This window comes from Vibrio sp. Vb1018, assembly GCF_033338775.1.
Classification (GTDB): Bacteria; Pseudomonadota; Gammaproteobacteria; order Enterobacterales; family Vibrionaceae; genus Vibrio; species Vibrio alginolyticus.
Genome location: NZ_JAWOTI010000004.1, coordinates 69,763 through 92,969, shown reverse-complemented (window position 1 = coordinate 92,969; position 23,207 = coordinate 69,763). Strand labels below are relative to the sequence as shown.

Annotated in this window: 19 protein-coding genes; 6 read left to right on the top strand and 13 right to left on the bottom strand. The window is 47.3% G+C overall.

Annotated elements, in window-relative coordinates:
* Positions 1 to 2: 2 nt before the first annotated feature.
* The 8 genes from cyoA to R7Z10_RS06475 all read right to left on the bottom strand — a co-directional run bounded on the left by cyoA (position 3) and on the right by R7Z10_RS06475 (position 9,343).
* Positions 3 to 884, bottom strand: a complete 882-nt coding sequence (gene cyoA / locus R7Z10_RS06510; protein WP_005388604.1) for a ubiquinol oxidase subunit II — start codon at positions 882 to 884, stop codon at positions 3 to 5.
* Between the two features lie 798 nt (positions 885 to 1,682).
* Complete coding sequence (locus R7Z10_RS06505) at positions 1,683 to 2,441, bottom strand: SDR family oxidoreductase (protein WP_005375778.1); 759 nt, start codon at positions 2,439 to 2,441, stop codon at positions 1,683 to 1,685.
* Between the two features lie 110 nt (positions 2,442 to 2,551).
* Entirely contained in the window at positions 2,552 to 3,457 is a 906-nt protein-coding gene (mmsB, locus tag R7Z10_RS06500; protein WP_005375775.1) for a 3-hydroxyisobutyrate dehydrogenase, read from the bottom strand.
* An 11-nt stretch (positions 3,458 to 3,468) separates the two neighbouring features.
* Complete coding sequence (locus R7Z10_RS06495) at positions 3,469 to 4,608, bottom strand: enoyl-CoA hydratase/isomerase family protein (protein WP_318104376.1); 1,140 nt, start codon at positions 4,606 to 4,608, stop codon at positions 3,469 to 3,471.
* Positions 4,609 to 4,616: 8 nt separating this feature from the next.
* Positions 4,617 to 5,402 (bottom strand): enoyl-CoA hydratase, encoded by a 786-nt coding sequence (locus R7Z10_RS06490; RefSeq protein WP_318104373.1) that lies wholly within the window; start codon positions 5,400 to 5,402, stop codon positions 4,617 to 4,619.
* A 38-nt stretch (positions 5,403 to 5,440) separates the two neighbouring features.
* Entirely contained in the window at positions 5,441 to 6,595 is a 1,155-nt protein-coding gene (locus R7Z10_RS06485) for an acyl-CoA dehydrogenase family protein (protein WP_054574351.1), read from the bottom strand.
* A 19-nt stretch (positions 6,596 to 6,614) separates the two neighbouring features.
* Positions 6,615 to 8,108 carry a CoA-acylating methylmalonate-semialdehyde dehydrogenase gene (locus R7Z10_RS06480; protein WP_064354633.1) on the bottom strand — a complete coding sequence of 498 codons (1,494 nt, stop codon included), beginning with the start codon at positions 8,106 to 8,108 and terminating at the stop codon, positions 6,615 to 6,617.
* Positions 8,109 to 8,131: 23 nt separating this feature from the next.
* Positions 8,132 to 9,343 (bottom strand): acetyl-CoA C-acyltransferase, encoded by a 1,212-nt coding sequence (locus tag R7Z10_RS06475; RefSeq protein ID WP_017821196.1) that lies wholly within the window; start codon positions 9,341 to 9,343, stop codon positions 8,132 to 8,134.
* A gap of 275 nt (positions 9,344 to 9,618) precedes the next feature.
* On the opposite strand from R7Z10_RS06475, the gene R7Z10_RS06470 reads away from it, so the two are divergent.
* The 5 genes from R7Z10_RS06470 (at position 9,619) to R7Z10_RS06450 (ending at position 14,636) form a co-directional block, all read left to right on the top strand.
* Complete coding sequence (locus tag R7Z10_RS06470; protein ID WP_017821195.1) at positions 9,619 to 9,993, top strand: MerR family DNA-binding transcriptional regulator; 375 nt, start codon at positions 9,619 to 9,621, stop codon at positions 9,991 to 9,993.
* 66 nt (positions 9,994 to 10,059) lie between these two features.
* Entirely contained in the window at positions 10,060 to 11,229 is a 1,170-nt protein-coding gene (locus tag R7Z10_RS06465) for an isovaleryl-CoA dehydrogenase (protein WP_158159375.1), read from the top strand.
* 25 nt (positions 11,230 to 11,254) lie between these two features.
* A complete protein-coding gene (locus R7Z10_RS06460) occupies positions 11,255 to 12,859 on the top strand; it encodes a carboxyl transferase domain-containing protein (protein WP_064354631.1) in 1,605 nt (534 codons plus the stop codon).
* A gap of 29 nt (positions 12,860 to 12,888) precedes the next feature.
* Positions 12,889 to 13,728 carry an enoyl-CoA hydratase-related protein gene (locus R7Z10_RS06455; protein ID WP_318104371.1) on the top strand — a complete coding sequence of 280 codons (840 nt, stop codon included), beginning with the start codon at positions 12,889 to 12,891 and terminating at the stop codon, positions 13,726 to 13,728.
* On the top strand, positions 13,728 to 14,636 hold the full coding sequence (locus R7Z10_RS06450) for a hydroxymethylglutaryl-CoA lyase (protein ID WP_054574355.1): 909 nt from the start codon (positions 13,728 to 13,730) through the stop codon (positions 14,634 to 14,636). The genes R7Z10_RS06455 and R7Z10_RS06450 overlap by 1 nt, the downstream gene beginning before the upstream one ends.
* Before the next feature lie 46 nt (positions 14,637 to 14,682).
* Here the strand turns inward: R7Z10_RS06450 and R7Z10_RS06445 are convergent, their stop codons facing one another.
* The 4 genes from R7Z10_RS06445 to R7Z10_RS06430 form a co-directional block, all read right to left on the bottom strand.
* A complete protein-coding gene (locus R7Z10_RS06445; protein WP_005375761.1) occupies positions 14,683 to 15,561 on the bottom strand; it encodes a DMT family transporter in 879 nt (292 codons plus the stop codon).
* 213 nt (positions 15,562 to 15,774) lie between these two features.
* Positions 15,775 to 18,822, bottom strand: coding sequence for an FAD-binding and (Fe-S)-binding domain-containing protein (locus R7Z10_RS06440; protein ID WP_318104369.1), 3,048 nt, complete (start codon positions 18,820 to 18,822; stop codon positions 15,775 to 15,777).
* 55 nt (positions 18,823 to 18,877) lie between these two features.
* Positions 18,878 to 19,747: an amidohydrolase gene (locus R7Z10_RS06435; RefSeq protein ID WP_213961480.1), complete on the bottom strand. Its 870-nt coding sequence runs from the start codon at positions 19,745 to 19,747 to the stop codon at positions 18,878 to 18,880.
* A gap of 58 nt (positions 19,748 to 19,805) precedes the next feature.
* Complete coding sequence (locus R7Z10_RS06430; protein ID WP_167418992.1) at positions 19,806 to 20,699, bottom strand: alpha/beta hydrolase; 894 nt, start codon at positions 20,697 to 20,699, stop codon at positions 19,806 to 19,808.
* Positions 20,700 to 20,853: 154 nt separating this feature from the next.
* On the opposite strand from R7Z10_RS06430, the gene R7Z10_RS06425 reads away from it, so the two are divergent.
* A complete protein-coding gene (locus R7Z10_RS06425; RefSeq protein WP_318104365.1) occupies positions 20,854 to 21,810 on the top strand; it encodes a GlxA family transcriptional regulator in 957 nt (318 codons plus the stop codon).
* Positions 21,811 to 21,846: 36 nt separating this feature from the next.
* Here the strand turns inward: R7Z10_RS06425 and R7Z10_RS06420 are convergent, their stop codons facing one another.
* A complete protein-coding gene (locus tag R7Z10_RS06420; RefSeq protein ID WP_017634272.1) occupies positions 21,847 to 23,196 on the bottom strand; it encodes an MmgE/PrpD family protein in 1,350 nt (449 codons plus the stop codon).
* Positions 23,197 to 23,207: the final 11 nt, after the last annotated feature.

Sequence of the window (23,207 nt, the reverse complement as noted above, 5' to 3'; positions counted from 1 at the left end):
GATTATCCTTGGTTTTCAGGCAAACAGTTCATTGAACCAGGATGCTGAGTCACAACGTCGGTGAACAAGAACGGAGGAACGCTAGAGAACAAAGTGACTGGCTCTGCGATACTTGGCGCTGCCAGTGAGCTGTATTGCTCCCAATCTTCAATACGATCAGGGCTCGCCTTCACTTTCTGCACCCAATTTAGGAACGCAGCACGATCAGACATTGCTGAAGCTGTGAACTTCATTTGCGAAAAGCCTTCGCCGCTGTAGTTCGATGCAAAACCCTTATAGTCACCTTCGTGGTTCGCTATCAGGTTGAGCTTGGTTACCATTCCTGGCATCGCGTAGATCTGTGTACCTAAGCGAGGGATGAAAAACGCGTTCATGATGTTGTCCGAAGTCAGTTTGAACTGCACTGGCACGTCTTTCGGGAACGCCACATAGTTCACCGTCGCAATGTTTTCTTCTGGATAGATGAACAACCATTTCCAATCGAGTGACACCACTTCGATGGTCATTGGTTTAACATCACTTTCCAAAGGTTTGGATGGCTCTAGTTCATGAGTAGAACGCCATGTGATCGTCGCAAGAATCGCAATGATGATGATTGGAATTGTCCATACCACCACTTCGATTTTGGTCGAGTGTGACCACTCGGGTGCGTACTCTTCTTCAGTGTTAGAGGCGCGGTATCGGTAAGCGAAGTAAATCGTCATTAAAATCACAGGGATTACAACGATCAACATCAGCAAAAGAGCAGTAATAATTAGCTCTTTTTCCTGCACACCAATGGCACCTTTGGGGTCAAGTAAAGCTGAATTACATCCTGAGAGCATAAGTATGACGGACGCCAAACTTCCCCTCGACAAGATGCGTTTATATCTTGAGGCTTCCATTAACTTTCTCGATGGTTGTCTGGTTTCAAAACAGATGCCAATCAAAGTAAATAAGAGCTCACAAATAGCGCAGAGGTAATGTATGAGAACAAGAAAAAACTTCGATAAGTAGTTATTCTACTTACAATTTTTCAACTTCGTCATCAAGCATTTAACCAGCTAGAATGAACCGTTATTTGCTACGATACGATTGGTATCAAGCCAAGAACCAGTTGTTATAGTCATTAGAATGTTTATGTGTTGAGCATGAGTAACGTCGGGCTCAGAGCGAAACAAAACGGAATTGAGTGGAGATCAAAACCACACTCTTAGTGTGAGTTTATTGTTACACTTTGAAACACTATGTTACATTTGGCGCATTATGAGGAGTAAAAAGTTAAAGCTCATTAGCCACAACTGGAAACTAACCTTCCATTAATGGAAGTTACACACTTTAAATCGAATATTAACCTCAACACGAATTTCTCGTGCTTCAACAATTAATTATTTAAAAACAAATAGTTGAAACTTAAAATTGATGAGACTGACTATCAACTTCATTTACGCAGATAGCCTTAATGAGAAGCGGAAACTAAAAAACCAAAAGTGTGATCAGCATCAAATTAATGATTTCACTTAATATTTGAGTGGTATTTACATCTCTTTATTGGATTGTGAGAAATCATTCTCAAGGTAAATCCAAACATAAGTTGTAAATACATTTGGGTTGCGCAGAATTAGCACTCCACAACATAGAAAATGTTGAAATGGAAAGAGACTTATTATTCAGGTCTATCAGAGCCTTATTTCAGTGATCACTTACATACGAATGCCGCCATCCACTTCTAAAACCCTGCCAGTAAAGTAATCACTCTCAATAATGTATTTTACTGCATGCGCGATTTCGCTTGTTTCGCCCATCCTGCCAACTGGGATCATCTTTTCTAATCGCTCTATGGCTTCGGGTTTCATTTGCTCTGCCATCGCGGTATGAACTACACCTGGTGCAACCGCCGCCGCGCGAATACCGTATCTTGCGAGCTCACGAGCCCATGTTGTCGCCATGGTCGCGACCGCCGCTTTTGACGCAGAATAATTGGTTTGTCCGATATTCCCAGCTCTCGCAACACTAGAAATATTGATGATAACGCCTTGGGAGCCACTCTCAATCATCTTGACGGCAGCTTCACGCCCACACAAAAACGTTCCTGTCACGTTAACGTTCATGACCAAGTTGAATTGATCCAAAGACATCTTACTGATCACGCCATCTTTTGCTTTTACAAGTAACCCATCTCTTAACACGCCAGCGTTATTGACTAACCCATTGAGTTGACCAAAATCTTGGATAATCGCTTCAAACGTGGTTTCAACGTCGATTTCGTTGGTGACATCCACTTGATATGTCAACGCTTTCGCACTCAGCATTCGACACTGCTCTTGTGTTTCCATTAAGCCACTGGCGTTTACATCCAACAACGCTAAATCAGCGCCAGCTTGAGCAAGGGTAATGGCCATCATTTGCCCAAGCCCCTGCCCTGCTCCTGTAATGGCAATAACACTACTTTTTATGTCCATATTGGTGCACTCCATAGCTCGTAATGTTCTCTATCTCAACCAGTCTAAGTTGGCCGAAATGATGCGCGTTTTAGGTCACCATCTCGGGCTGGTTTGTCACAAAACTCAGTCTAGCCTTTCTTACTCTTGTATAACTCAAATAAGCTTGAGAAATCGAGCTCGCCGTGGCCGCTCGCGTTGTGGAAAGAATATAAGTTGCGCGCTAACGACCCCATCGGAACCGAAGAATGTGTTTGTAACGCCGCATCTAACCCCAAACCGAGATCTTTCAACATAAGTTTGCTCATAAAGCCCGGTTGGTAATCGTGACTAGCTGGCGCACTGTCCATCACGCCTGGGCAAGGATTGTAAAGCTCCAATGCCCAATTTCGGCCAGAGCTTTGCAGCATGATGTTTGATAGCACTTTTGGATCGAGTCCATGATCGATACCTAGGTTTAATGCCTCGCACGTACCAGACATTAAAATGCCGAGCATAAGGTTGTTACAGATTTTCGCCATTTGACCATCGCCTGCTTTGCCAGCATGGAAAACATTTTTTCCCATATACTGCAAAATCGCATTGGCTTTAGAAAACGCTTGATCCGAACCACCAACAATAAAGGTTAATGTCGCCGCTTTCGCGCCAGCAACGCCTCCCGAAACGGGCGCGTCGACAAACAACACACGTTTATTTGCCGCTTCATTGGCGACTAATCGCGCAGAGTCTGGATCAATGGTTGAACAATCAATCATCAAGGTACTTGGCGAGACAAGATTGAGGACACCTACGCCACCGTGTAAGTCGCCAAGATACACGGAACGAACGTGAGATCCTGCTGGTAGCATCGTGATGACTGTGCTTGCACCATCCACGACTTCCTCAATAGAGCTCGCCACCACCGCACCAAAAGGTACTAGTTGCTTTGCGGCTTCGCTATCGACATCGAATACTTGCACGTTAAATCCAGACGCGAGTAAGTTTTGCGCCATCGGATGCCCCATTCTTCCTAAACCGATAAATGCGATGGTACTCATGATCATTCTCCTTATTGACCTAGTGTTTGTTCACCCAAATCAGCAAGCGGATGTTCGTCATCCGGCCAAAGTGAGGTAAACAAGGTATCGATGACATCTTCATCGACTTCACTGACACTGTTAAACATCCAGTTAGGTTCGCCATCCCGGTCAATAAGCCGAGAACGGACGCCCTCTTTAAACTCACCTAATAAGGCACTGCGAACCGACAAACTCAACTCTAAACGGAAACAATCTGCAAGCGGTAAGCTGTGGTACTCTTTCACTTGTCTAAAGCAAATATGCGCGGTGATCGCACTGCCCGATGCGAACGTTTGTTTCGCGTTTTCTATCCACTGGCTATTCCCTTCGATAGCCATGATTCGCTGTGCTATCGCATTAAGATCAAAGCCTTTGCACGCTTCCTCTATCTGATCTAAGTATGGACAAATTTGCGTGGTTGGTTTGCTATCAATAACCTGTTCTTCCATTAATTGTAGTAGCGCAGTTACCAACTCTTTCGCGTCTTCTTTGCCCCACTGGAGCCGCTTTAGCTCATCCAGTAAGGTGGGATACTGCTCTTCCAACAGTAACCAATCGGCCAAACCAATAGTGACAGCGTCACTTGAGTTCACCATGGAACCTGTCAATCCGAGGAATAAACCCACCTGCGGATCTATCTGGCTTAAAAACCACGTACCTCCCACATCAGGATACAGTCCAATATTGATTTCTGGCATAGCAAGGCGTGATGTTGTTGTCACAACTTTATGGCTGGTTCCCATAAAAAGCCCCATCCCACCACCCATTACAATACCTTCTCCCCAACCGATAATAGGCTTGTTGTAAGTGTGAATGAGATAGTCACACTCATACTCCAACGAGAAATAGTCCGTACAGAACTCTACGATTTTTTCTTTACTCTCGTTATGCATGACGTGATACATAGCTCGAACATCGCCACCAGCACAGAATGCTTTTTCTCCAGCGCCAGTGAGTACCACACAAGTCACATGCGGATCGTCTTGCCACTTGATAAGCTGATCGTTAAGTTGGACTAACATGTCATACGTCAATGCATTCAATGAAGCGGTGTTGTCTAACGTTGCGATACCAATGCGGTGCACGCCATCGAAGCACTCTATTTCACTAATGGCTACCATCCCTGCCATGTGGCCTCCTATCGGTTTTTCCATTGCGGTGGGCGTTTTTCTAAAAAGGCGCGAATACCCTCAACTTGATCTTCCGTATCAAAAAGAGTCAGAAACAACTCTCGCTCTTTCATTAAGCCGTGCTTAAGTGGCGCAGAGCGCATATTTTGAATGAGCGCCTTACATGCGGCGACAGAAGATGGCGACTGGTTCGCAACAGAGTCAGCAAGCTCCAGCGCTTTACTTAAAGCTTCGCCTTTGGAGACCAACTCCTCAGCCAAGCCTAGTTCTTTTGCTTTGTCAGCGCTGACTTGCTCTCCACATAAAATGATACGCTTTGCCCAGCCTTCCCCTACTAACGCTGTGAGGTTTTGGGTACCGCCAGCGCAGGGCAAAAGTCCGACTTTGGCTTCAGGTAAAGCAAGTACCGCTTGCTCTTCAACGACTCGAATATCACAAGCTAATGCCACTTCTAAACCTCCACCCATGGCGTAACCATTAATAGCGGCAATGGAAACACCACGGAATTCCGAGAGCGTTTCAAACGCTTCACCAAAGCATCGCGCCATGTCTAACGCAACCGCTTTGTCACCGTCAGAAAACAACTTGAGATCCGCACCAGCAGAGAAAAACTTTTCTCCACTGCCGGTTAAAACCAGTGCGTAGACCTGCTTATCATTGTTAAGTGTGAGTATCAGCGACTTCAGTACCTTGAGGCTCTCTGATGTCCACGTATTGGCTGGCGGGTTGTTCATCGTCACCACCGCAACGTGATTAGTGATCGTATGTTGAATGGCTTCTTGGGTTAATGGCATATCTGAATCCTTTCTCAATGAGCAAATCCAATACTTCGCTACAGCAAGGCCGATTCCTCAGAGAGCAAACGGCGCGCGATGATCAAGCGCATGATTTCGTTGGTTCCCTCCAGAATTTGATGCACACGCACATCTCTGAAATGACGCTCCATTGGATACTCTTTGATGTAACCATAGCCGCCATAAAGCTGCAGCGCTTGGTCGCAAACCTGAAAGCCCACATCGGTTGCGAACCGTTTTGCCATCGCGCAATAAGCCGTGGCATCTGGGTCATTTCGGTCGAGCTTGCTGGCGGCATAGCGCACTAACTGCCGAGCAGCCACTAGCTCTGTCGCCATGTCTGCTAATTTGAATTGTAAGGCTTGAAACTGCGCAAGCGACTTGCCGAACTGCTTACGCTCCTGAATATACTGTGTCGCCTGTTCAAGGGCCTGTTGAGCCGTACCGACGGAACAGGTCGCAATATTTATACGCCCTCCATCAAGCCCTTTCATCGCAAAGACAAAACCTTGCCCTTCTTCGCCCAGTAAATGGCTAGCTGGAATAACGACATTTTCAAAAGTAACCGCTCGTGTTGGCTGGCTGTTCCAACCCATTTTGGGTTCTTTGCGCCCATAGCTGATACCATCAGCGTGAGCAGGGACAACAAATGCGGACACGCCTTTGGCACCCGCTTCTCCAGTTCTCGCCATCACGACCAAAACATCTGTCTCTCCTGCGCCAGAGATAAAGGTTTTGCCGCCATTCAGCACGTAAGTATCACCTTTTTTGCTCGCGGTTGTGGTCAACGAAGCGGCATCCGATCCCGCATTAGGCTCGGTTAAGCAATATGAACCCAACCACTCGCCAGAGACCAGCTTAGAGCAATATTTGGCTCTCACTTCTTCGTTCGAGAAACTCGCGATCATCCAACTGACCATGTTGTGAATCGTCATGAAAGCGGTCGTCGACGTACAGCCCATTGAGAGTTGTTCAAAGATAATTGACGCATCCAAGCGACTCAGCCCTAGGCCACCTTGCGCTTCTGGAGTGTAGAGACTGAGAAACCCCAGTTCCCCCGCCTCTCTCAATACGTCTTTGGGGAAGATCTGCTTTTCATCCCACTCCGCCGCCATCGGTGCTAAACACTCATCGGCAAATTGCTGAGCGGTATCGGCAAATGCACGTTGATCTTCATTAAGTTCAAAGTCCATAAAAGCTCCTTCTATTCACTCAGCGCAGTTGGATGGTCAAATTAGGCCCCGTTGGAATATCGTCATCAAACCAACGTGCCGTCACCGTTTTGGTCTCGGTATAAAAACGTACCGCTTGTTTACCATACGCATGTAAATCACCATAGAAACTGCCTCTCCAACCAGTAAAGGAGAAAAATGGTAAAGGGACTGGAATAGGCACATTGATCCCAACCTGACCGACTTGAATGTCATGCTGATATTTTCTCGCAGCAGCGCCATTAGCGGTAAATATAGAAGTTCCGTTGCCGTAAGGGTTGCGATTCACTAACTCAATAGCTTCTTGCAACGTTTCGACTTCCATACAAACTAAGACAGGGCCAAATATCTCTTGCGTGTAAATCGACATGTTCGCTGTTACACCGCTAAACAAGGTTGGGCCAATCCAGTTTCCATCGGGAAAGCCTTCCACTTCACACTGACTTCCATCGAGTTCACACACTGCGCCTTGTTGTTTGCCATCTTCAATTAGGTCCAATACGCGTTGTTTAGCTTGCTCACTGATCAGTGGGCCATAAGCAGCTTGCTCATCGTCCCAAGGCCCTGGGTGTACTTTCGCCATTGCCTGTTTGAGGTCTGTAATCCATTGTTTTGAATCGCCGACAAATACCGCAACAGAAATTGCCATACAACGCTGCCCCGCAGCCCCTACGGAGGCTCCGATTAGGTTATTCACCACTTGATCTTTGTTTGCATCAGGCATGATCACCATGTGATTCTTTGCACCAGCAAAAGCTTGAACCCGTTTAAAATGTTTAGTCCCTGTGGTGTAGATATAACGGGCAACGGGAACCGAGCCAACAAATGACACCGCTCGAATATCAGGATGAGCCAGAAGAAAGTCGACTTGTTCTTTGCGGCCATGAACGATCTGCAACACTCCTTTCGGCGCGCCAGCTTGCTCAAATAATTCAGCTAAACGAATAGAGGTCAATGGCACTTGTTCGGAGGGTTTAAGCACAAATGTATTGCCCGCAGCGATAGCGATTGGGAACATCCACAACGGAATCATGGCAGGAAAGTTAAATGGCGTAATGCCGCAACACACACCTAGGGGCTGAATCATTGAGTAACTATCAATATCCGTGGCAACGTTTTCGACGGTTTCGCCCATCATGTTGCTAGCAATGTTTGCCGCCTGCTCAACCACCTCGATACCACGCCACACATCGCCTTTAGCATCCGCTAAAATCTTACCCGTTTCATGAGAAAGCAGTGTGGCAAGCTCATCATGATGCTCTTTGAGCAAGTGCTGATAACGAAGCATGACTCTGGCACGCTCGGATACTGCCACTTCCTTCCAGGATTGGAATGTCTCTTTCGCATTATCAATGGCAGCTTCCATCTCGTGCTCTGTGGAACATGGAACGTACGCAATGACATCATTAGTGGCAGGATTGGTTACCTCAACCCAATCCGATGTTTGAGATTCACGAAACTCGCCACCAATAAACAAGGGAACCAAACGAGTCATCATTTACTCCTTTCTGATTTCAATTAAAGCGGTATTTCAATGCCTATCGCCGTGGCTTCTCCACCACCGATACAAAGTGACGCAACACCCCGCATCACTTTTTTGGCTTCGAGATCACCATTGGTGCCTAGCGCTTGTAGCTGACGCAAACTGTGAATCAATGTCACCAGAATTCGTGCGCCACTAGCCCCTATCGGATGCCCAAGTGCACAGGCTCCACCTTTAATATTTACTTTGCTCGTATCTAGTCCAAGTTCCGCCACCGCTATTTGTGTCACAACGGCAAAGGCTTCATTGATTTCCCACAGGTCCACTTCATAAATTGACCAATCTAGCTGGAACAGCAGTTGCTCAATTGCGTAGACGGGTGCCAAAGTAAATTCTGCAGGTTTTCTGGCATGTGTAGAGTGCGCCTTGATGATCGCAAGTGGTTTAAGCCCCTGATGACGCGCAGTGTCTTCATCCATAAGCACAAGAGCCGCCGCGCCATCTGAAATGGCACTCGAATTAGCAGCGGTCACCGTACCTTTTTCATCGAATGCAGGTTTGAGTTGAGGAATTTTACCAAGGTCAATCGAGCGTGGGTGCTCATCGTAGTCCAGCACCGCTTGTTCTGACTTGGTATTGAGTGAAACCGGCGAAAGTTCATCGGCAAACAAGCCTCGCTCTTGAGCTTCCAACGCACGTTTTGCCGACATCACGGCCCATTCATCCATTTGCTCTCTGGTGAACTTAAGCCTGTCAGCGACTTGCTGAGCATAAACACCCATTAAGTGCCCTTCGTAAGCATCTTGTAGCCCATCGAGAAACATGTGGTCATACGTAGACTGGTGCCCCATGCGCATTCCCTTTCTCGCCTCCCTCAGCAAATACGGCGCATTGGTCATACTTTCCATACCACCAGCAATGGCTGAGCGAATCGTTCCAGCTTTAATGAGATCGTGCGCTAACATGACGCTCTTCATGCCAGAGCCACACACTTTGTTAATGGTGGTGCACCCTACACCCAAAGGAAGATCGGCCCCCATAGATGCTTGCCTCGCAGGAGCTTGTCCACACCCTGCTGGAAGCACACATCCCATGAACACTTCATCCACCGAAGTCACATTCACTTCGTGCATTGCCGCCTTGATCGCCAGTGCGCCTAATTGAGGAGCAGAGTAAGTTTGCAACTTGCCTTGAAAGCGCCCAATTGGCGTTCTTTTCGCGCTGACAATCCAGATGTCTTTTCCCATGATTCGCATTCCCTTAAGGTATATGTGAACACTTGGCAGAATGATGACACCCTACATAGAATTACTCACCAAGCGCCACACCAGCCTTTATCGCCTTTTTCACTAACAAACTTTCATTCCGCGATTTCTTGACGTTTACGTAAGCATAGCACTAGCCTTTACAATGAGATGAAAAAACACACCAAGCAGGCGTTTATATTTCAAAGTTGATGTTCGACCTTCCCATTAAAGGTTCGATTTCCAGAAACTGGATTTTTATTCGAGGTAAGTATGTTATGGAAAAATACAAGATCAGTGACCTCGCCAAGGAGTTTGATATTACTACTCGCAGTATCCGGTTTTATGAAGACGTGGGTCTGATTGAACCAGAGCGAAAAGGCAATATGCGCGTTTATCAACGCAGGGATAGAATTCGCCTCAAACTGATTTTAAGAGGGAAACGACTCGGTTTTTCGTTGGCAGAAATTCGTGAACTTTTCGAGCTCTACGACATGCAACAAACCGAAGGACAGTTGTTGAAAATGCTCAATATCATTGAAGAGAAACAAGCTGTCCTACAACAACAACTCAACGACATCAGCGTCGTTATGGCTGAGTTGAATGCCGCTAAGGAGCGTTGTATTCAAACACTCAAAAGCAAGCAGACATAAACGCTATACTCAATTAGCAACACCGCTATCGGCTTTTCCACCTTACCTCTGATACCGGGAGACGTTATGAAAAGCACCTATACCCCACTCAATTTCGGACTTGGTGATACCATCGATATGCTCCGAGAACACGTTAATGCCTTTGCTACGGAACATATTGCGCCCATCGCCGCTGAGATAGACCGCGATAACCAGTTCCCGAATCATTTATGGCCTTTGTTGGGAGAAATGGGGTTGCTTGGTGTGACCGTCGATGAAGAGCTTGGTGGTGCAGGCATGGGATACCTCGCTCATGTTGTTGCCATGGAAGAAATCAGCCGTGCCTCTGCGTCTGTCGCTCTAAGCTACGGCGCTCATTCTAACCTGTGCGTCAACCAAATCTTTCGTAACGGCACGCCTTCTCAACGTGAAAAATACCTTCCAAAACTCATTGATGGTACGCACGTTGGCGCCCTAGCGATGAGTGAGCCCAATGCCGGTTCAGACGTGATAAGCATGCAACTGAAAGCGGAGAACAAGGGCGACCATTTTGTACTGAATGGCAACAAAATGTGGATAACAAACGGGCCCGATGCTGACGTAGTGGTACTTTACGCTAAAACGGATGTCAGCGCAGGTTCACGTGGCATTACCGCATTCATTATTGAACGTAACTTCGCAGGTTTCACTCATGCTCAAAAGCTGGACAAGCTAGGCATGAGAGGCTCGAATACTTGCGAACTTGTATTTAACCATTGCGTAGTGCCAAAAGAGAATATTCTTGGCGAGTTGAATAAAGGCGTCGAGGTGTTAATGAGTGGGCTGGATTACGAGCGCGTCGTCCTCGCTGCCGGACCACTCGGGATAATGCAAGCTTGCATGGACATTGTGGTCCCGTACGTACATGAACGAGAGCAGTTTGGAAAATCCATTGGCGAGTTTCAGTTAGTTCAGGGCAAGATCGCCGATATGTACTCTCGAATGAGTGCAGCAAAAGCGTATGTATATACCGTCGCAGCGGCTTGTGATCGAGGTAACGCAACACGCAAAGATGCGGCAGGAGCGATTTTGTACAGTGCAGAGCTCGCCACACAAATGGCACTCGATGCAATACAACTGCTCGGTGGGAATGGCTACATCAATGAATACCCTGCTGGTCGTTTGCTACGTGATGCAAAGCTTTATGAAATCGGCGCGGGTACCTCAGAGATTCGCCGCATGTTAATAGGCCGAGAGTTGTTCGAAGAATCTCGCTAACGGAACATACGACAAGGAAGTCATTATGGCCATTATCAAAAGTAAAACTAAGCCAACTGACGAGTTATTTCTTTCCAATAAAGCTGCGATGGAAACGTTGGTCACTCAACTTAATCAACACATCGAGACCATCAAACAGGGCGGCGGTGAAAAAGCCATTCAGCACCAGAGGCAAAAAGGAAAACTCCCCGCACGAGAACGCATCGCGCGCTTGCTTGATGACAACACTGACTTTCTTGAAATCAGCCAGTTTGCCGCCTGGCAAGTGTATGACGAAGCGATCCCCTGCGCTGGCGTTATCGCCGGCATTGGTATCATAGAGGGGATTCAATGCATGGTCATCGCCAACGATGCTTCGGTAAAAGGCGGAACCTACTACCCACTCACGGTAAAAAAACACCTTAGAGCGCAAGAGATTGCCCAACGTTGCCAACTCCCCTGCGTGTACTTGGTGGACTCCGGTGGCGCAAATCTCCCTCATCAGTCCGACGTCTTCCCCGATAAAGAACACTTTGGTCGCATTTTCTTTAACCAAGCGAGAATGTCGGCGAAAGGCATCCCCCAAGTTGCTGTTGTGATGGGGCTTTGCACTGCTGGGGGCGCGTACGTTCCTGCCATGGCGGATGTGTCCATTATGGTTAAAGAGCAAGGCACCATTTTTTTGGCGGGGCCACCTTTGGTGAAAGCGGCCACTGGCGAAGTCGTGACGGGTGAAGAGCTCGGCGGTGCAGACGTGCATTGTCGAAAATCTGGTGTCGCAGATTATTACGCTGAAAATGATGAACATGCCCTAATGCTTGCGAGAGAAGCCATTGCCAATGCCAATAGAACAAGACCTGTTAAGCCAGAAAACACCGTGCTTCCTCCCCGCTACGACGCAGAAGAAATCTACGGAATTGTGAATGCCAACTTACGACTGTCATTCGACGTTCGAGAAATTATTGCCCGCATCGTCGATGATTCTGATTTCGACGAATTCAAAGCCTTGTACGGCAGAACGCTAGTGTGTGGCTTCGCTCGTATTCAAGGACACTTGATTGGTATTGTGGCAAACAACGGTATCTTGTTTTCTGAATCGGCACAAAAAGGCGCGCACTTTATTGAGCTGTGCGCCAAACGGAAAACACCGCTTCTCTTTCTCCAAAACATTACCGGCTTTATGGTCGGAAAAAAGGTTGAAGAAGAAGGCATCGCAAAACATGGCGCCAAGTTAGTGATGGCCGTCGCTTGTGCTGACGTGCCGAAGTTTACCGTGATCATCGGTGGATCGTACGGCGCTGGTAATTACGGCATGTGCGGCCGAGCGTATGATCCAACCATGATGTGGATGTGGCCGAACGCGCGTATTTCTGTGATGGGCGGAGAACAAGCAGCAGGCGTTTTAACACAAGTTCGAAAAGACGCGAAGGAACGTCAGGGGGAAGCGTGGTCAGAGCAAGAAGAGCACATTTTTAGAGAATCGATCATAGACTTGTATGAAACACAAGGACATCCCTATTTTGCGAGTGCTCGGCTATGGGATGACGGAATTATTGACCCTAAAAAAACGCGTCAGGTGTTGAGTCAAGCGTTAACGGCAGCATTAAATGCCCCCATTCCTGATAGCGAGTTTGGCGTCTTCAGAATGTAAACACCCAAAGATGAATTAAGGAAGTTAGTATGCAGGAAATGCAACCAAGCATTATTCCCAACGCCCAAAGGCAAGATGATGTTCTTTGGCATGTCGATGATAATGGCGTAGCGACCATTACCCTAAACAGAACAGCCAAACACAATGCTTTTGACGCTTGTACGATCGACTTGCTGATCCACCGCCTAGATTATCTCGCTTTACGAACGGATGTGCGGTGCTTGGTATTAAAAAGTAACGGTAAGCATTTTTCATCCGGGGCCGACTTGAATTGGATGCAGTCGATGGCCGAAAGCACGAGGCAAGATAACTTCGTTGATGCCCAAAACTTGGCAAGACTCATGGAAACATTAGATTCGTTCCCTCAACCCACCATCGCAGTTGTTCAAGGTTCCGCTTATGGTGGCGCTTTGGGGTTGATTTGTTGTAGTGATATCGCCATCGCAAGCCAAAGTGCCAACTTTTGCTTAAGTGAAGTTAGGCTTGGTTTAGTTCCAGCAACCATTGCGCCTTACGTCATGCGCGCGATGGGGAATCGACAAGCTAGACGTTATATTTTAAGTGGTGAAGTCATTTCAGCCGAGGATGCCGAACGGTTTGGTATTGTGCACGAAGTGAAAGAAGCCAAACAACTTGAAAATGCGGTCGGTAGCGTAATCAAGACTTTACTACTGAATAGCCCAGATGCGATGCGTAAAGCAAAAACGCTCTGCCATCAATGTCATCAAAACCCCATTGATCAACAACTGATTCACTATACTAGCAAGCTCATTGCGGACATTAGAGTATCACCCCAAGGTCAAGATGGGCTGCAAGCGTTTCTTGAAAAACGTAGCCCAAGTTGGGTCACCAAGTCACAGGACAAGTAATGCTACCTTCCAAAGTAAAGATTGTCGAAGTAGGTCCTAGAGATGGGTTGCAAAATGAATCTCCTGTTGCGACCCAAACTAAAATCCGGCTGATCAACTTACTCTCTGATACTGGGTTAACGCATATTGAGGCGGGCTCTTTTGTCTCACCCAAATGGGTGCCACAAATGGCGGACTCAATAGAGGTCATGAAAGCAATAACACGGCGAAATCATGTTACCTACTCTGCCCTGACTCCAAACCTAAAAGGCTTAGAACAAGCGTTGGAGGCTGACGCCAATCAGGTCGCAATTTTCACTTCATCCTCAGAAGGATTCTGCCAACACAATATCAATTGCTCGATTGCAGAAAGCCTAACTCGCTTCGAACCTGTAATGCGATTAGCCACCAAACACGGCATCCCTGTTCGTGGCTATCTATCCTGCGTTGCCGACTGCCCTTACGATGGCCCGACAGCCCCTAAACAAGTGGCGAGCGTGGTCAAATCACTCATCGATTTAGGGTGTTATGAGGTGTCTCTAGGCGACACAATCGGTACAGGCACGCCAAACCGTATCGCTGCTATGCTAGAAGCCGTCATGTTGGTTGCACCTCTTCCCCAGCTTGCTGTCCATTTCCACGATACATGGGGACAAGCACTCGCCAATATTCATCAAGCATTGAATATGGGCATCAATACCATCGACAGCAGTGTAGCTGGGCTGGGTGGATGCCCATACGCTCATGGCGCATCAGGAAATGTCGCAACGGAGGATGTACTATATTTATGCCAAGGGTTAGGAATAGAAACGGGGATCGACTTAGAGCTACTGGCTAAAGCTGGCTGGATGATCAGCGAAGAGCTGGGTCGGCAGCCTACATCAAAAGTGTCATTAGCATTGCGTAACCGCGTATTATCACTTTCGTAGAAGGCCATCCGGCACCTCAAATTCTCCCAACCCAAGTTAACTTGCTCTACTTTCGAGTAGGGAAGCGAAACCGCCCGCCAGTACGATAAATAATTAGAGAAAATAAGATAAGCACACAACCTACTAGTTTATTTGCCGTTAGCACCTCGCCATACCACAGCACGCTCAGAATAACCGTCCAAACTGGTTCTAATATCATAATTAGAGCAGCGTTACCTGCCTGAACAAATTTTTGCCCCATGGTTTGCATTACGTAACGCAAGCTCGTCGCTAATAAGGTACTCAACGCAAACCACCACCAAATAGAGGAGTCAACCTCTGCCGGGAAAGATTCCATAAAAAATGAAACCAACAAACCTAAGCAACCTGCTGAAAAAAGTTGCACGCAAGTAAGCAGCAGCACAGGTAGTTTTTGAGAGTATTTGCTGTTCACATTAAAATGAAGCGCCAAAACCAGTGCTGCACCAAGAAACCACAATTGACTGGCCGATTGTTTCCAGCCACCAACTAAAGAAAGACAAGCAAGACCTAATACAGCGATAGGCAAAGAAAGCCAGAAAATTCGTTGTGGTCGTTGACGAAACATAACCCATGCAACAATCGGCACAAACAGCATGGAAAGGCTCATGATAAATGCGCCTTCCCCAAGAGTATCACTGATAGAAATAGCGTAAATCCATGTCATAACGGCACTGCCTAACAGGAGCCCGACACCACCAGCAGAAAGCACATCTTTTAAGTTTGCTTTCAGCAAAGGTCGGTAACATAGAGGCAGTAAGCAGAGCGAAGCGATAGTAAATCGCGCCCCAATAAAGCCAAAAGGTGGTAAACCCTGTATTGTTTCCTTAGAGAATATCCAGCCAAGTGCAGCGATCATCGTCGTCGCAACCAGAATAACCGTCGCTTTGCGTTCTGAGTTAAACATAAGTACTCACAAAATATGGAACACACAATAGCGCAGCAAGAGAGTTTTACTGCGCTATTGTGTAAATTTGAAAGGAGTTTCTGTCGAGCGGAAGTGAAAGCCCGATCCTCTCCTGTATTGTTGTCACGCAGATTGAAGTTCTGCTGCTAGATACATTAAATGCAGGCAAAGTCTTAAGGCAAGCCTTTTCGCATACTAAATTACTTTAGCATTCTATACAGCAAGCAAACTGGCTAAAACCTGTACCGGGTGTCGAACTACCTCCCCTTCAAAACGCTTAACTTGACTGCGGCAGGAGTACCCCGTGGCTAACACACGCTCAGTGGGCAGGTTCTTTATATTCGGTTTCCAACTAAGCTGATATATAGCTTCAGACGTACTTTTCTTATCCACTTCATGTCCGAATGTCCCAGCCATGCCACAACATCCCGTAGGTATGACTTGCAGATTTAAGCCAAAGTGCTGAAAAATAGACTGCCAAGATTTCTCAGTCTCCGGTATTTTGGTCTTTTCTGTGCAATGCGCCATCAAATACCACGGTTCTTCATTTAATGCACATACTGGTGACCATTCATTCAGTCGATTCACCAGCCATTCATGAACCGTATAGACGGTAAATTCGCCTCGCTTCTCTTTTAGAGCCTGATGGTACTCATCACGATAACAAAGAACTAAGGCCGCATCGACACCGATCATAGGAATTTCAAGTTCAGCAACTTGGTTGAGAAAATCCGAAGTGTTTTGTGCATTTCTGGCGAATTTCTTAAGGAAACCTTTTACATGTTGAGCTTTCCCATTAGGTTTGAAAGGCAGAACAACAGGGTGTTTCCCTAACCGCTGCAATAACTGAATAAAATCCGCAACCAACTCGGCTTCATAAAAGCTGGTAAATGGATCTTGAACAATCAAGACGTAATTTTGCTTCACTTCTGGGGAAAGCGATTCTAGATACGCAAAGTCAAACGGGCTCACGCCAAGTGCCTGACATCGACTTTGCAACGTAGGGATCGATAGCACTGGCGAATCAATAAAACCGATGGATGTCTCTAATACTTGCGTAACAGGCCTACTAGATGCGATTCGATTAACCAGCTTGGGAGCTTTTGCCATAATCGGCAGCAGTTGCTCAATATTCGACACCAGATAGTCGCGCAGAGGTCTGCGATAACGAGAGTGATAGAGGTGTAAAAAACGTGCTCTAAAATCAGGCACATCAACTTTCACAGGACACTGACTCGCACACGCTTTGCACGCTAGACAACCGTTCATCACCTCATAAACTTCATGCGATAAATCATCAGATGCGGGGCGAGATATCAGTTGACTCAGCTTCTGAGCCAAAAGCTTAACCGATAACGTTTGATTGAGAAGTTGCTGTTCGTTGGCGAGCAAATCGAAGTCACTGTCATTAAGGCGACGCAGCCATTCACGCATTATCCCCGCCCTCCCTTTCGGAGAGTGGCGACGATCGGCTGTCACTTTAAATGATGGACACATTGGGCTATCAGCATCGTAATTAAAACACAGCCCATTGCCATTGCAAGACAGTACGGGCTTAAGCGACTCTCGGACTTCTACGGGGATCTGACGATCATAGTAGCCACGCTTGGTCGCTGTGACTTTAGCCATTTCAGCGTCGCTATTCAGTGGTGTGCAAATCTTCCCCGGATTCATTTTATTGTCTGGGTCAAACGCCGCTTTAATGCGCCTTAATTCAATAAAGAGCTCATCACCAAAGAAGGCAGGTCCATATTCTGAGCGATATCCTTTACCGTGCTCCCCCCACATTAAGCCATTGTATTTTGCCACCAGATCGACCACATCATCGGACAGTTGATGCATCAACGCTTCTTGCTCAGGGTCACACATATCGAGCGCAGGACGCACGTGAAGAACGCCAGCATCCACATGCCCAAACATGCCATAATGCAGGTTATTGCTGTCTAGTAACGTACGAAATTCCGCGATAAAGTCCGCCAAGTTTTCGGGCGGCACACAGGTATCTTCCGCGAATGCAATCGGCTTTGCCTGACCTTTAGCCGCGCCAAGCAGCCCAACCGCTTTCTTGCGCATTCCATAAATAGCTTGGATGTCTTTGGGGTCGCGACAGACTTGATAACCGATGATACCACTGCGTCGATGAGCCATTTCTTTATCGAGAATTGAAAGTAAGCGTTCAACTTTATCCTCAATATCATCGCTGTGACTGCCTGCGAACTCGACAAAGTTAATTCCTTGCATCTCTTTGCCCTGCACATCTGAGATCGCGTGTTTTACCGAGTGCCAGACAATGTCTTCTCTTGCAAGGTTGAGTACTTTTGCATCGACTGTCTCAACCGATAGCGCCTCTGCTTCGACCATCAAGGGAGCATTTCGCAATGCAGAATCAAAACTATCGTATTTAACGTTCACTAACCGTCGCGTAGTAGGTATTCGCGTAAGATTGAGCTTGGCTTCAGTAATAAAAGCTAACGTACCTTCAGAGCCACATAATATTCTCGTGACGTCAAACTCTTCACTCTTGTCGTTGATGGCATTTTTTAGGTCATAACCAGTAAGAAAGCGATTCAGAGGAGGAAACTTATCCAGAATCTGTTGACGCTTGTCTCGACAAACTTCCTCCGTAATTTTTAACGCTCGCGATACTACATCACAGTTTAACCGTTTGTTTTGTTGAATTGCTTCGGTATCGAGCACCGAGCCATCTGCCAATACGGCTTTGAGCTCCAACACATGATCCGAGGTTTTACCATATTGCAAAGAGCCTTGGCCTGATGCATCGGTATTAATCATCCCACCTAATGTCGCGCGGTTGCTGGTCGACAGATCTGGCGAGAAGAAATAACCATAAGGGCGAACGATGTCGTTGAGTTGATCTTTGACTATCCCAGTTTCCACTCTCACCCAACCTTCCTGCTCGTTGATCTCTAACACTCGATTCATATAGCGAGACAGATCAACCACGATCCCCGAGTTCAATGATTGTCCGTTAGTGCCCGTTCCGCCTCCTCTGGGCGAAAAGGTCAGGTGTTTAAATTCATCACGAGCACTGACCTTGCCAAGTATTACCACATCATGATGGTTGGCAGGAAAGACGACCGACAACGGAAGTTGCTGGTAGACGCTGTTGTCAGTCGCCATACTCAATCGAGTGGTATAGCGAGCATCAGTATCCCCCTTGAAACCAAGCTGTTTAAGGGTGTTAAAGAACTTGATAACCACAGGATCAGAAGAAACCTGTAGCGGAAGTGCAGGAAGCATAATTTGAATCAGTGCCTTACGGTTGTCTTTTTAGGTTCATAACATGAATGTGGAGTTAAAAGCGGTAGAGGCGCTTGGGGTTATCGACCAGAATCTTGCTAAACAGTGTCGTATCTTGCGTCCAGTGCCACAAAGTATCTAACAACTGGCCATCATTTGGCATCTCAGCAGCAAAACATGGGTGAGGCCAATCCGAACCCCAGACACATTGCTCTTCATTCGCTTCTAACAAAGCTTGAGCAAATGGAGAAACGTCATCATAAGGCGGCGATTGAGGCGACAAACGATACGGAGCCGACAGTTTTGTCCACACTTTCCCTTCGGCCTTAAGCTTCAATAAGGTTTGAAAACCAGGATGAGAAATCAGCTTGTTTGTTGGCATATGTCCAAGATGATCAATCACTACGGGCACGGGTAAAGCCCTTAATCGGTGATATAAGTCATCAAACTGCGAAACATCAATTAAGCATTGAAGGTGCCAGTGTCGTTCTGCAAGGCGAGCCGCTAAACGCTCAACATCACGCCACTCAATACCACCTTTAAACAGCAGGTTCATCCGCACCCCACAAAATCCGGCTTCTTGTAGCTCATCCAGCGTTTGCTCGGACACATCCGCATCCACGACCGCGACGCCTTTGTAGTCGTAACCTTGCTGGCGTAAATACCGTAATGTATCAAGATGCAACTGGTTGTCATTGCCATACACACTCGGCTGAACCAGCACGCCATAACGGATGCCTAATTGCTGGTGCAAATGCAGGTACGCGCCGACGCTGGCATCGGGTGGCGTGTAGGTTCGCGTTTCACAGTACGGATAACGTGAAGAAAAAACGTGGGCATGACAATCAACCGCGCCTTCAGGAATCGCGATTGTTGGTTTATTTACAAATGGGTCCGCCGCTTCACAAAATGGAATTATGCTCATCGAAAATCATCCTGTCAGAAAGGTAGAGGTGCCATCAACGAAAGCACCTCTTGAAGACTTAACTGAAGTTCTCACTCAACCAGTTCGCGATCACGCCAGAGAACTGAATAAACTTAGGATCGTCGTCCAACATCCACTCGGTGTGACCACCTTCAGGCAGTAAGAATAGAGATTTCGGCCCAGGGTATTTCGCGTACAGCGACTTTGCTTCGGTCACTGGGTGAAGATCGTTTTCTGCACCGTGCGCAATCAAGATTGGCGCATCTGCAAATCGCTCGTCCAGTAGGGCTTCCGGTTTGAAATTGATGAGAGAATCCGCAAAATCCAGATCAGATGTCACGCCGTAGCCCGGTGCTTTGACCAGTTCAGTGAATACATATTCGCGGCTTACTGGGTCAAGCGGGTAGATTTCAAATGGATCAATCCCCTGCTTTTCTCCACCAAGAGCAAGACGTGTACGCTCTTCTAACATAAATTGACGGAACGCTTTCCAACCGTGCTCGCCACGTTGAGCAACCTGAACACGTACCGCATCATAAAAGCCGTTCATGGAGATAAGGCCATCAATCGCATCTTGACAAACTCGGTAAGCATCAAGAATTAATCCACCGGCCATGCCCCAGCCAGCCAGTACGACTTTGCGGCCTTCCTCGTTAGCGCGCTGTTTCACAACCGCAACCGCGTTCGCGATGTCACGTACTTGTTCATCTAGGATAACTCGCTCACGAATACCCTCAGATTCACCAAAGCCACGGTAGTCAAATCCGAATACTGTAAAGCCCTTCGCAGTTAAGGCTCTCGCGTAACGCTCTGGGTGAATATTTTTTTGCCCAGTAAAGCCTGAGCAGACAATAACGATCGGTAAGTCTGGGTTGTTAACGTTCTCGTCAGTAAAGAAAGCGCCATCAAGGCGTAGACCATCACTAATTACTGGGGCTTTTTGTTCAATCATAATTATCTCGTCCAAATGAATGTGTATGCTCGACAAAGAAGTCCTTGTCTTAAGTCACATCATGTTCGAATTTTGATAGCAATAATTTAACAATTGCGACATTCTTATCCAGAAATACGACATAGATGAACTGCCCACTTGGTGACCACAGAGAATGAAAACGACACACACGTATCGCATTGGTTTTTTCCTTATTCCTGATTTTTCGATGCTCTCTTTTTCGGCGGTTATCGAACCTCTTCGAATGGCCAACCGCCTCGCTGGTTGCGATTTGTATCAGTGGGATATTTATGGATTCGAAGATAAAGAAGTGTCGGCCAGTAATGGCGTTTCATTCTCGCCAACACAGTCAGTCAACAACATTGCTCATTTAGACTTGCTGCTGGTTGTGGCAGGTATTGGCGCCCATGTTGCTGCTGCGAGTGGCTCGGTGAATCAGTGGTTAAAGCAAGCGCTTCGTCAAGGCATCGCCGTGGGCTCGACTTCGACAGGCAGCGTATTGTTAGCAAAAGCTGGCCTGTTAAAAAACAAAACGTGTACCGTGCATTGGGAGTCCGCCAACAGCCTGGCAGAGGAATTTCCAAACATTAACGTGACCAGTGAGTTGTACGAATTCGACCCACGCACACCAACTTGTTCGGGCGGCTTAGCCGGTTTGGATATGATGCTTCATTTAATTACAAACCAACATGGGAGTGACTTGGCGAATCAAGTGGCAGAGCAATGCATTCACCCTGCGATTCGACCCGCGCATGATAAACAGCGGATGTCGTTAATCCGTAAGCACAACATCCGCCACCCGCGCCTGCTCGACGCTGTAGAGATCATGGAAGCCAACATGGAAGAGCCGCTAAAGTGCTATGAAATTGGCGAACAAGTAGGATTATCGGTCAGGCAGATGGAAAGGTTATTTTTGCAATACTTGCAAGACAAACCAAGCAATTACTACCTTCAATTGCGCTTAGAACGCGCTCAACATTTGTTGTTGCAAACCATGCTGTCCATCACTCAAATCAGCACGGCTTGTGGGTTCAGTTCTACATCGTATTTTGCGCGCTGCTACAAAAAACGCTATGAAAAAACGCCGCGTGAAGAGCGACGTTTAGCTTAAGATTGAGTAAGAGAAAGGAGTTCGATCTCTTCGATCTCATCGTGATGTGTCAGACGGCTTATCGGACAACGTGCCTTGGTAAAGCAATGATAGCCAAGCAAGTACCTGCTCTTTACTGGCTTTATCAAGTTGCAAACAACCCTCTTCTATCGCTGACACGCGCGAAGCGGGCAGTTCTTTCTCTGCCAAAGTACGAAACTTACCTCGCATCTCGCCTCGACTGAGCGGATTTTCAGGATTACCTCGCGCAATACAGGGAGGCGAAGTCAGTTTGTCGCCATTTTTCAACGTCACCACGACATGCGCCCAACGTTCGGCTGGAAACTTATCATTGTATGCAGGCTCTTCAATTAACTTCATCCGTTCCGTAAGTGCCAAGCGAGCAGGATCTTTCAGTCCTTTGGTGACGGCTTCTACCGTGACCGTATTATCTATAACCGCACTCGCGACTGAAAATGGCAAACTATACTGAGCCTGCTCGGTTGTCTCAGGGCGCTTGGTATGCAGGCACACCGCCTGGTGAAAGCTGTGAACTTCGATAAGTTCAATCTCATCAGCTTTTAGTTTATTTTCTTGTTGCAGCGCTCTCACCGCTTCAACCGCGGGTTGAGCCCAACGACAAACCGGATACGGTTTAAAGTATTGCTCCAGGATATACCAGCGCTGCCCTAAATCTGCCCACAAAGCGTGAGTTTGTTGGTCCAGCAGAGTCACGGCTGGCGCGCCAGTAAAGCCCTCTTCTGCCAGCTCTGCACTGGCAAAGCCCGCCATCGCTCCCCAGCCAGAGCCGTCTTTGAGCATGGTTGGATGTTCAATACAACGCATCATTTGACTGCGCGGGCCATAGAACTCGGCAATGCCGAGCGCATGCTCTGTTTGTGCATCCGTTAAGTCTTTTCTTCTTGCAGACACCGCAGCGACGCCCAACGCATTCCAAGCACCAGAAGTATGATAGTCACAAGCGGTTTGATGCAGCGCGATTCCGGCGCGAGTTGCAATTTCGTAGCCAATGATGAGGGACGTTAATAACTCTTCTCCCGTGATCGCTGACTCATGCATACTGGCGAGCAGCCCCGGCAAAACAGCGACGCCAACATGGCCTTTCGTCAGGACTTGGCCGTCGTGCGCGTCCATACTGTCAATCAACATGCCGCCATATAGAGTCGCCCCACAACCACTGGCCGTGTGATCAGAAAACAGCATCGGCGTATCACCGGCAAACTGCTTCTGCGCGAGTTTAGCTACCATATTTTGCAGTTGCGTCGCTTTACCTGCTGCGGCGACACCCAACAGATCCAAGACGCAATATTTCGCTTGTTCAATAACGTCAGCTGGAAGCTGTTCAAAGGTTAATTCGTGAATAAATCGATGAATAGATTGCATCATCTACTGCTCCA

What these genes read in the sequence shown, in the direction of transcription:
- R7Z10_RS06420 (WP_017634272.1), bottom strand. Translation starts at nt 23,196, where the DNA reads ATGATGCAATCTATTCATCGATTTATTCACGAATTAACCTTTGAACAG.
- R7Z10_RS06485 (WP_054574351.1), bottom strand. Translation starts at nt 6,595, where the DNA reads ATGGACTTTGAACTTAATGAAGATCAACGTGCATTTGCCGATACCGCT.
- mmsB (WP_005375775.1), bottom strand. Translation starts at nt 3,457, where the DNA reads ATGAGTACCATCGCATTTATCGGTTTAGGAAGAATGGGGCATCCGATG.
- R7Z10_RS06465 (WP_158159375.1), top strand. Translation starts at nt 10,060, where the DNA reads ATGAAAAGCACCTATACCCCACTCAATTTCGGACTTGGTGATACCATC.
- R7Z10_RS06480 (WP_064354633.1), bottom strand. Translation starts at nt 8,108, where the DNA reads ATGACTCGTTTGGTTCCCTTGTTTATTGGTGGCGAGTTTCGTGAATCT.
- R7Z10_RS06445 (WP_005375761.1), bottom strand. Translation starts at nt 15,561, where the DNA reads ATGTTTAACTCAGAACGCAAAGCGACGGTTATTCTGGTTGCGACGACG.
- R7Z10_RS06505 (WP_005375778.1), bottom strand. Translation starts at nt 2,441, where the DNA reads ATGGACATAAAAAGTAGTGTTATTGCCATTACAGGAGCAGGGCAGGGG.
- R7Z10_RS06450 (WP_054574355.1), top strand. Translation starts at nt 13,728, where the DNA reads ATGCTACCTTCCAAAGTAAAGATTGTCGAAGTAGGTCCTAGAGATGGG.
- R7Z10_RS06490 (WP_318104373.1), bottom strand. Translation starts at nt 5,402, where the DNA reads ATGCCATTAACCCAAGAAGCCATTCAACATACGATCACTAATCACGTT.
- R7Z10_RS06430 (WP_167418992.1), bottom strand. Translation starts at nt 20,699, where the DNA reads ATGATTGAACAAAAAGCCCCAGTAATTAGTGATGGTCTACGCCTTGAT.
- R7Z10_RS06440 (WP_318104369.1), bottom strand. Translation starts at nt 18,822, where the DNA reads ATGCTTCCTGCACTTCCGCTACAGGTTTCTTCTGATCCTGTGGTTATC.
- R7Z10_RS06425 (WP_318104365.1), top strand. Translation starts at nt 20,854, where the DNA reads ATGAAAACGACACACACGTATCGCATTGGTTTTTTCCTTATTCCTGAT.
- R7Z10_RS06455 (WP_318104371.1), top strand. Translation starts at nt 12,889, where the DNA reads ATGCAGGAAATGCAACCAAGCATTATTCCCAACGCCCAAAGGCAAGAT.
- R7Z10_RS06460 (WP_064354631.1), top strand. Translation starts at nt 11,255, where the DNA reads ATGGCCATTATCAAAAGTAAAACTAAGCCAACTGACGAGTTATTTCTT.
- R7Z10_RS06495 (WP_318104376.1), bottom strand. Translation starts at nt 4,608, where the DNA reads ATGGCAGGGATGGTAGCCATTAGTGAAATAGAGTGCTTCGATGGCGTG.
- R7Z10_RS06475 (WP_017821196.1), bottom strand. Translation starts at nt 9,343, where the DNA reads ATGGGAAAAGACATCTGGATTGTCAGCGCGAAAAGAACGCCAATTGGG.
- cyoA (WP_005388604.1), bottom strand. Translation starts at nt 884, where the DNA reads ATGGAAGCCTCAAGATATAAACGCATCTTGTCGAGGGGAAGTTTGGCG.
- R7Z10_RS06470 (WP_017821195.1), top strand. Translation starts at nt 9,619, where the DNA reads ATGGAAAAATACAAGATCAGTGACCTCGCCAAGGAGTTTGATATTACT.
- R7Z10_RS06435 (WP_213961480.1), bottom strand. Translation starts at nt 19,747, where the DNA reads ATGAGCATAATTCCATTTTGTGAAGCGGCGGACCCATTTGTAAATAAA.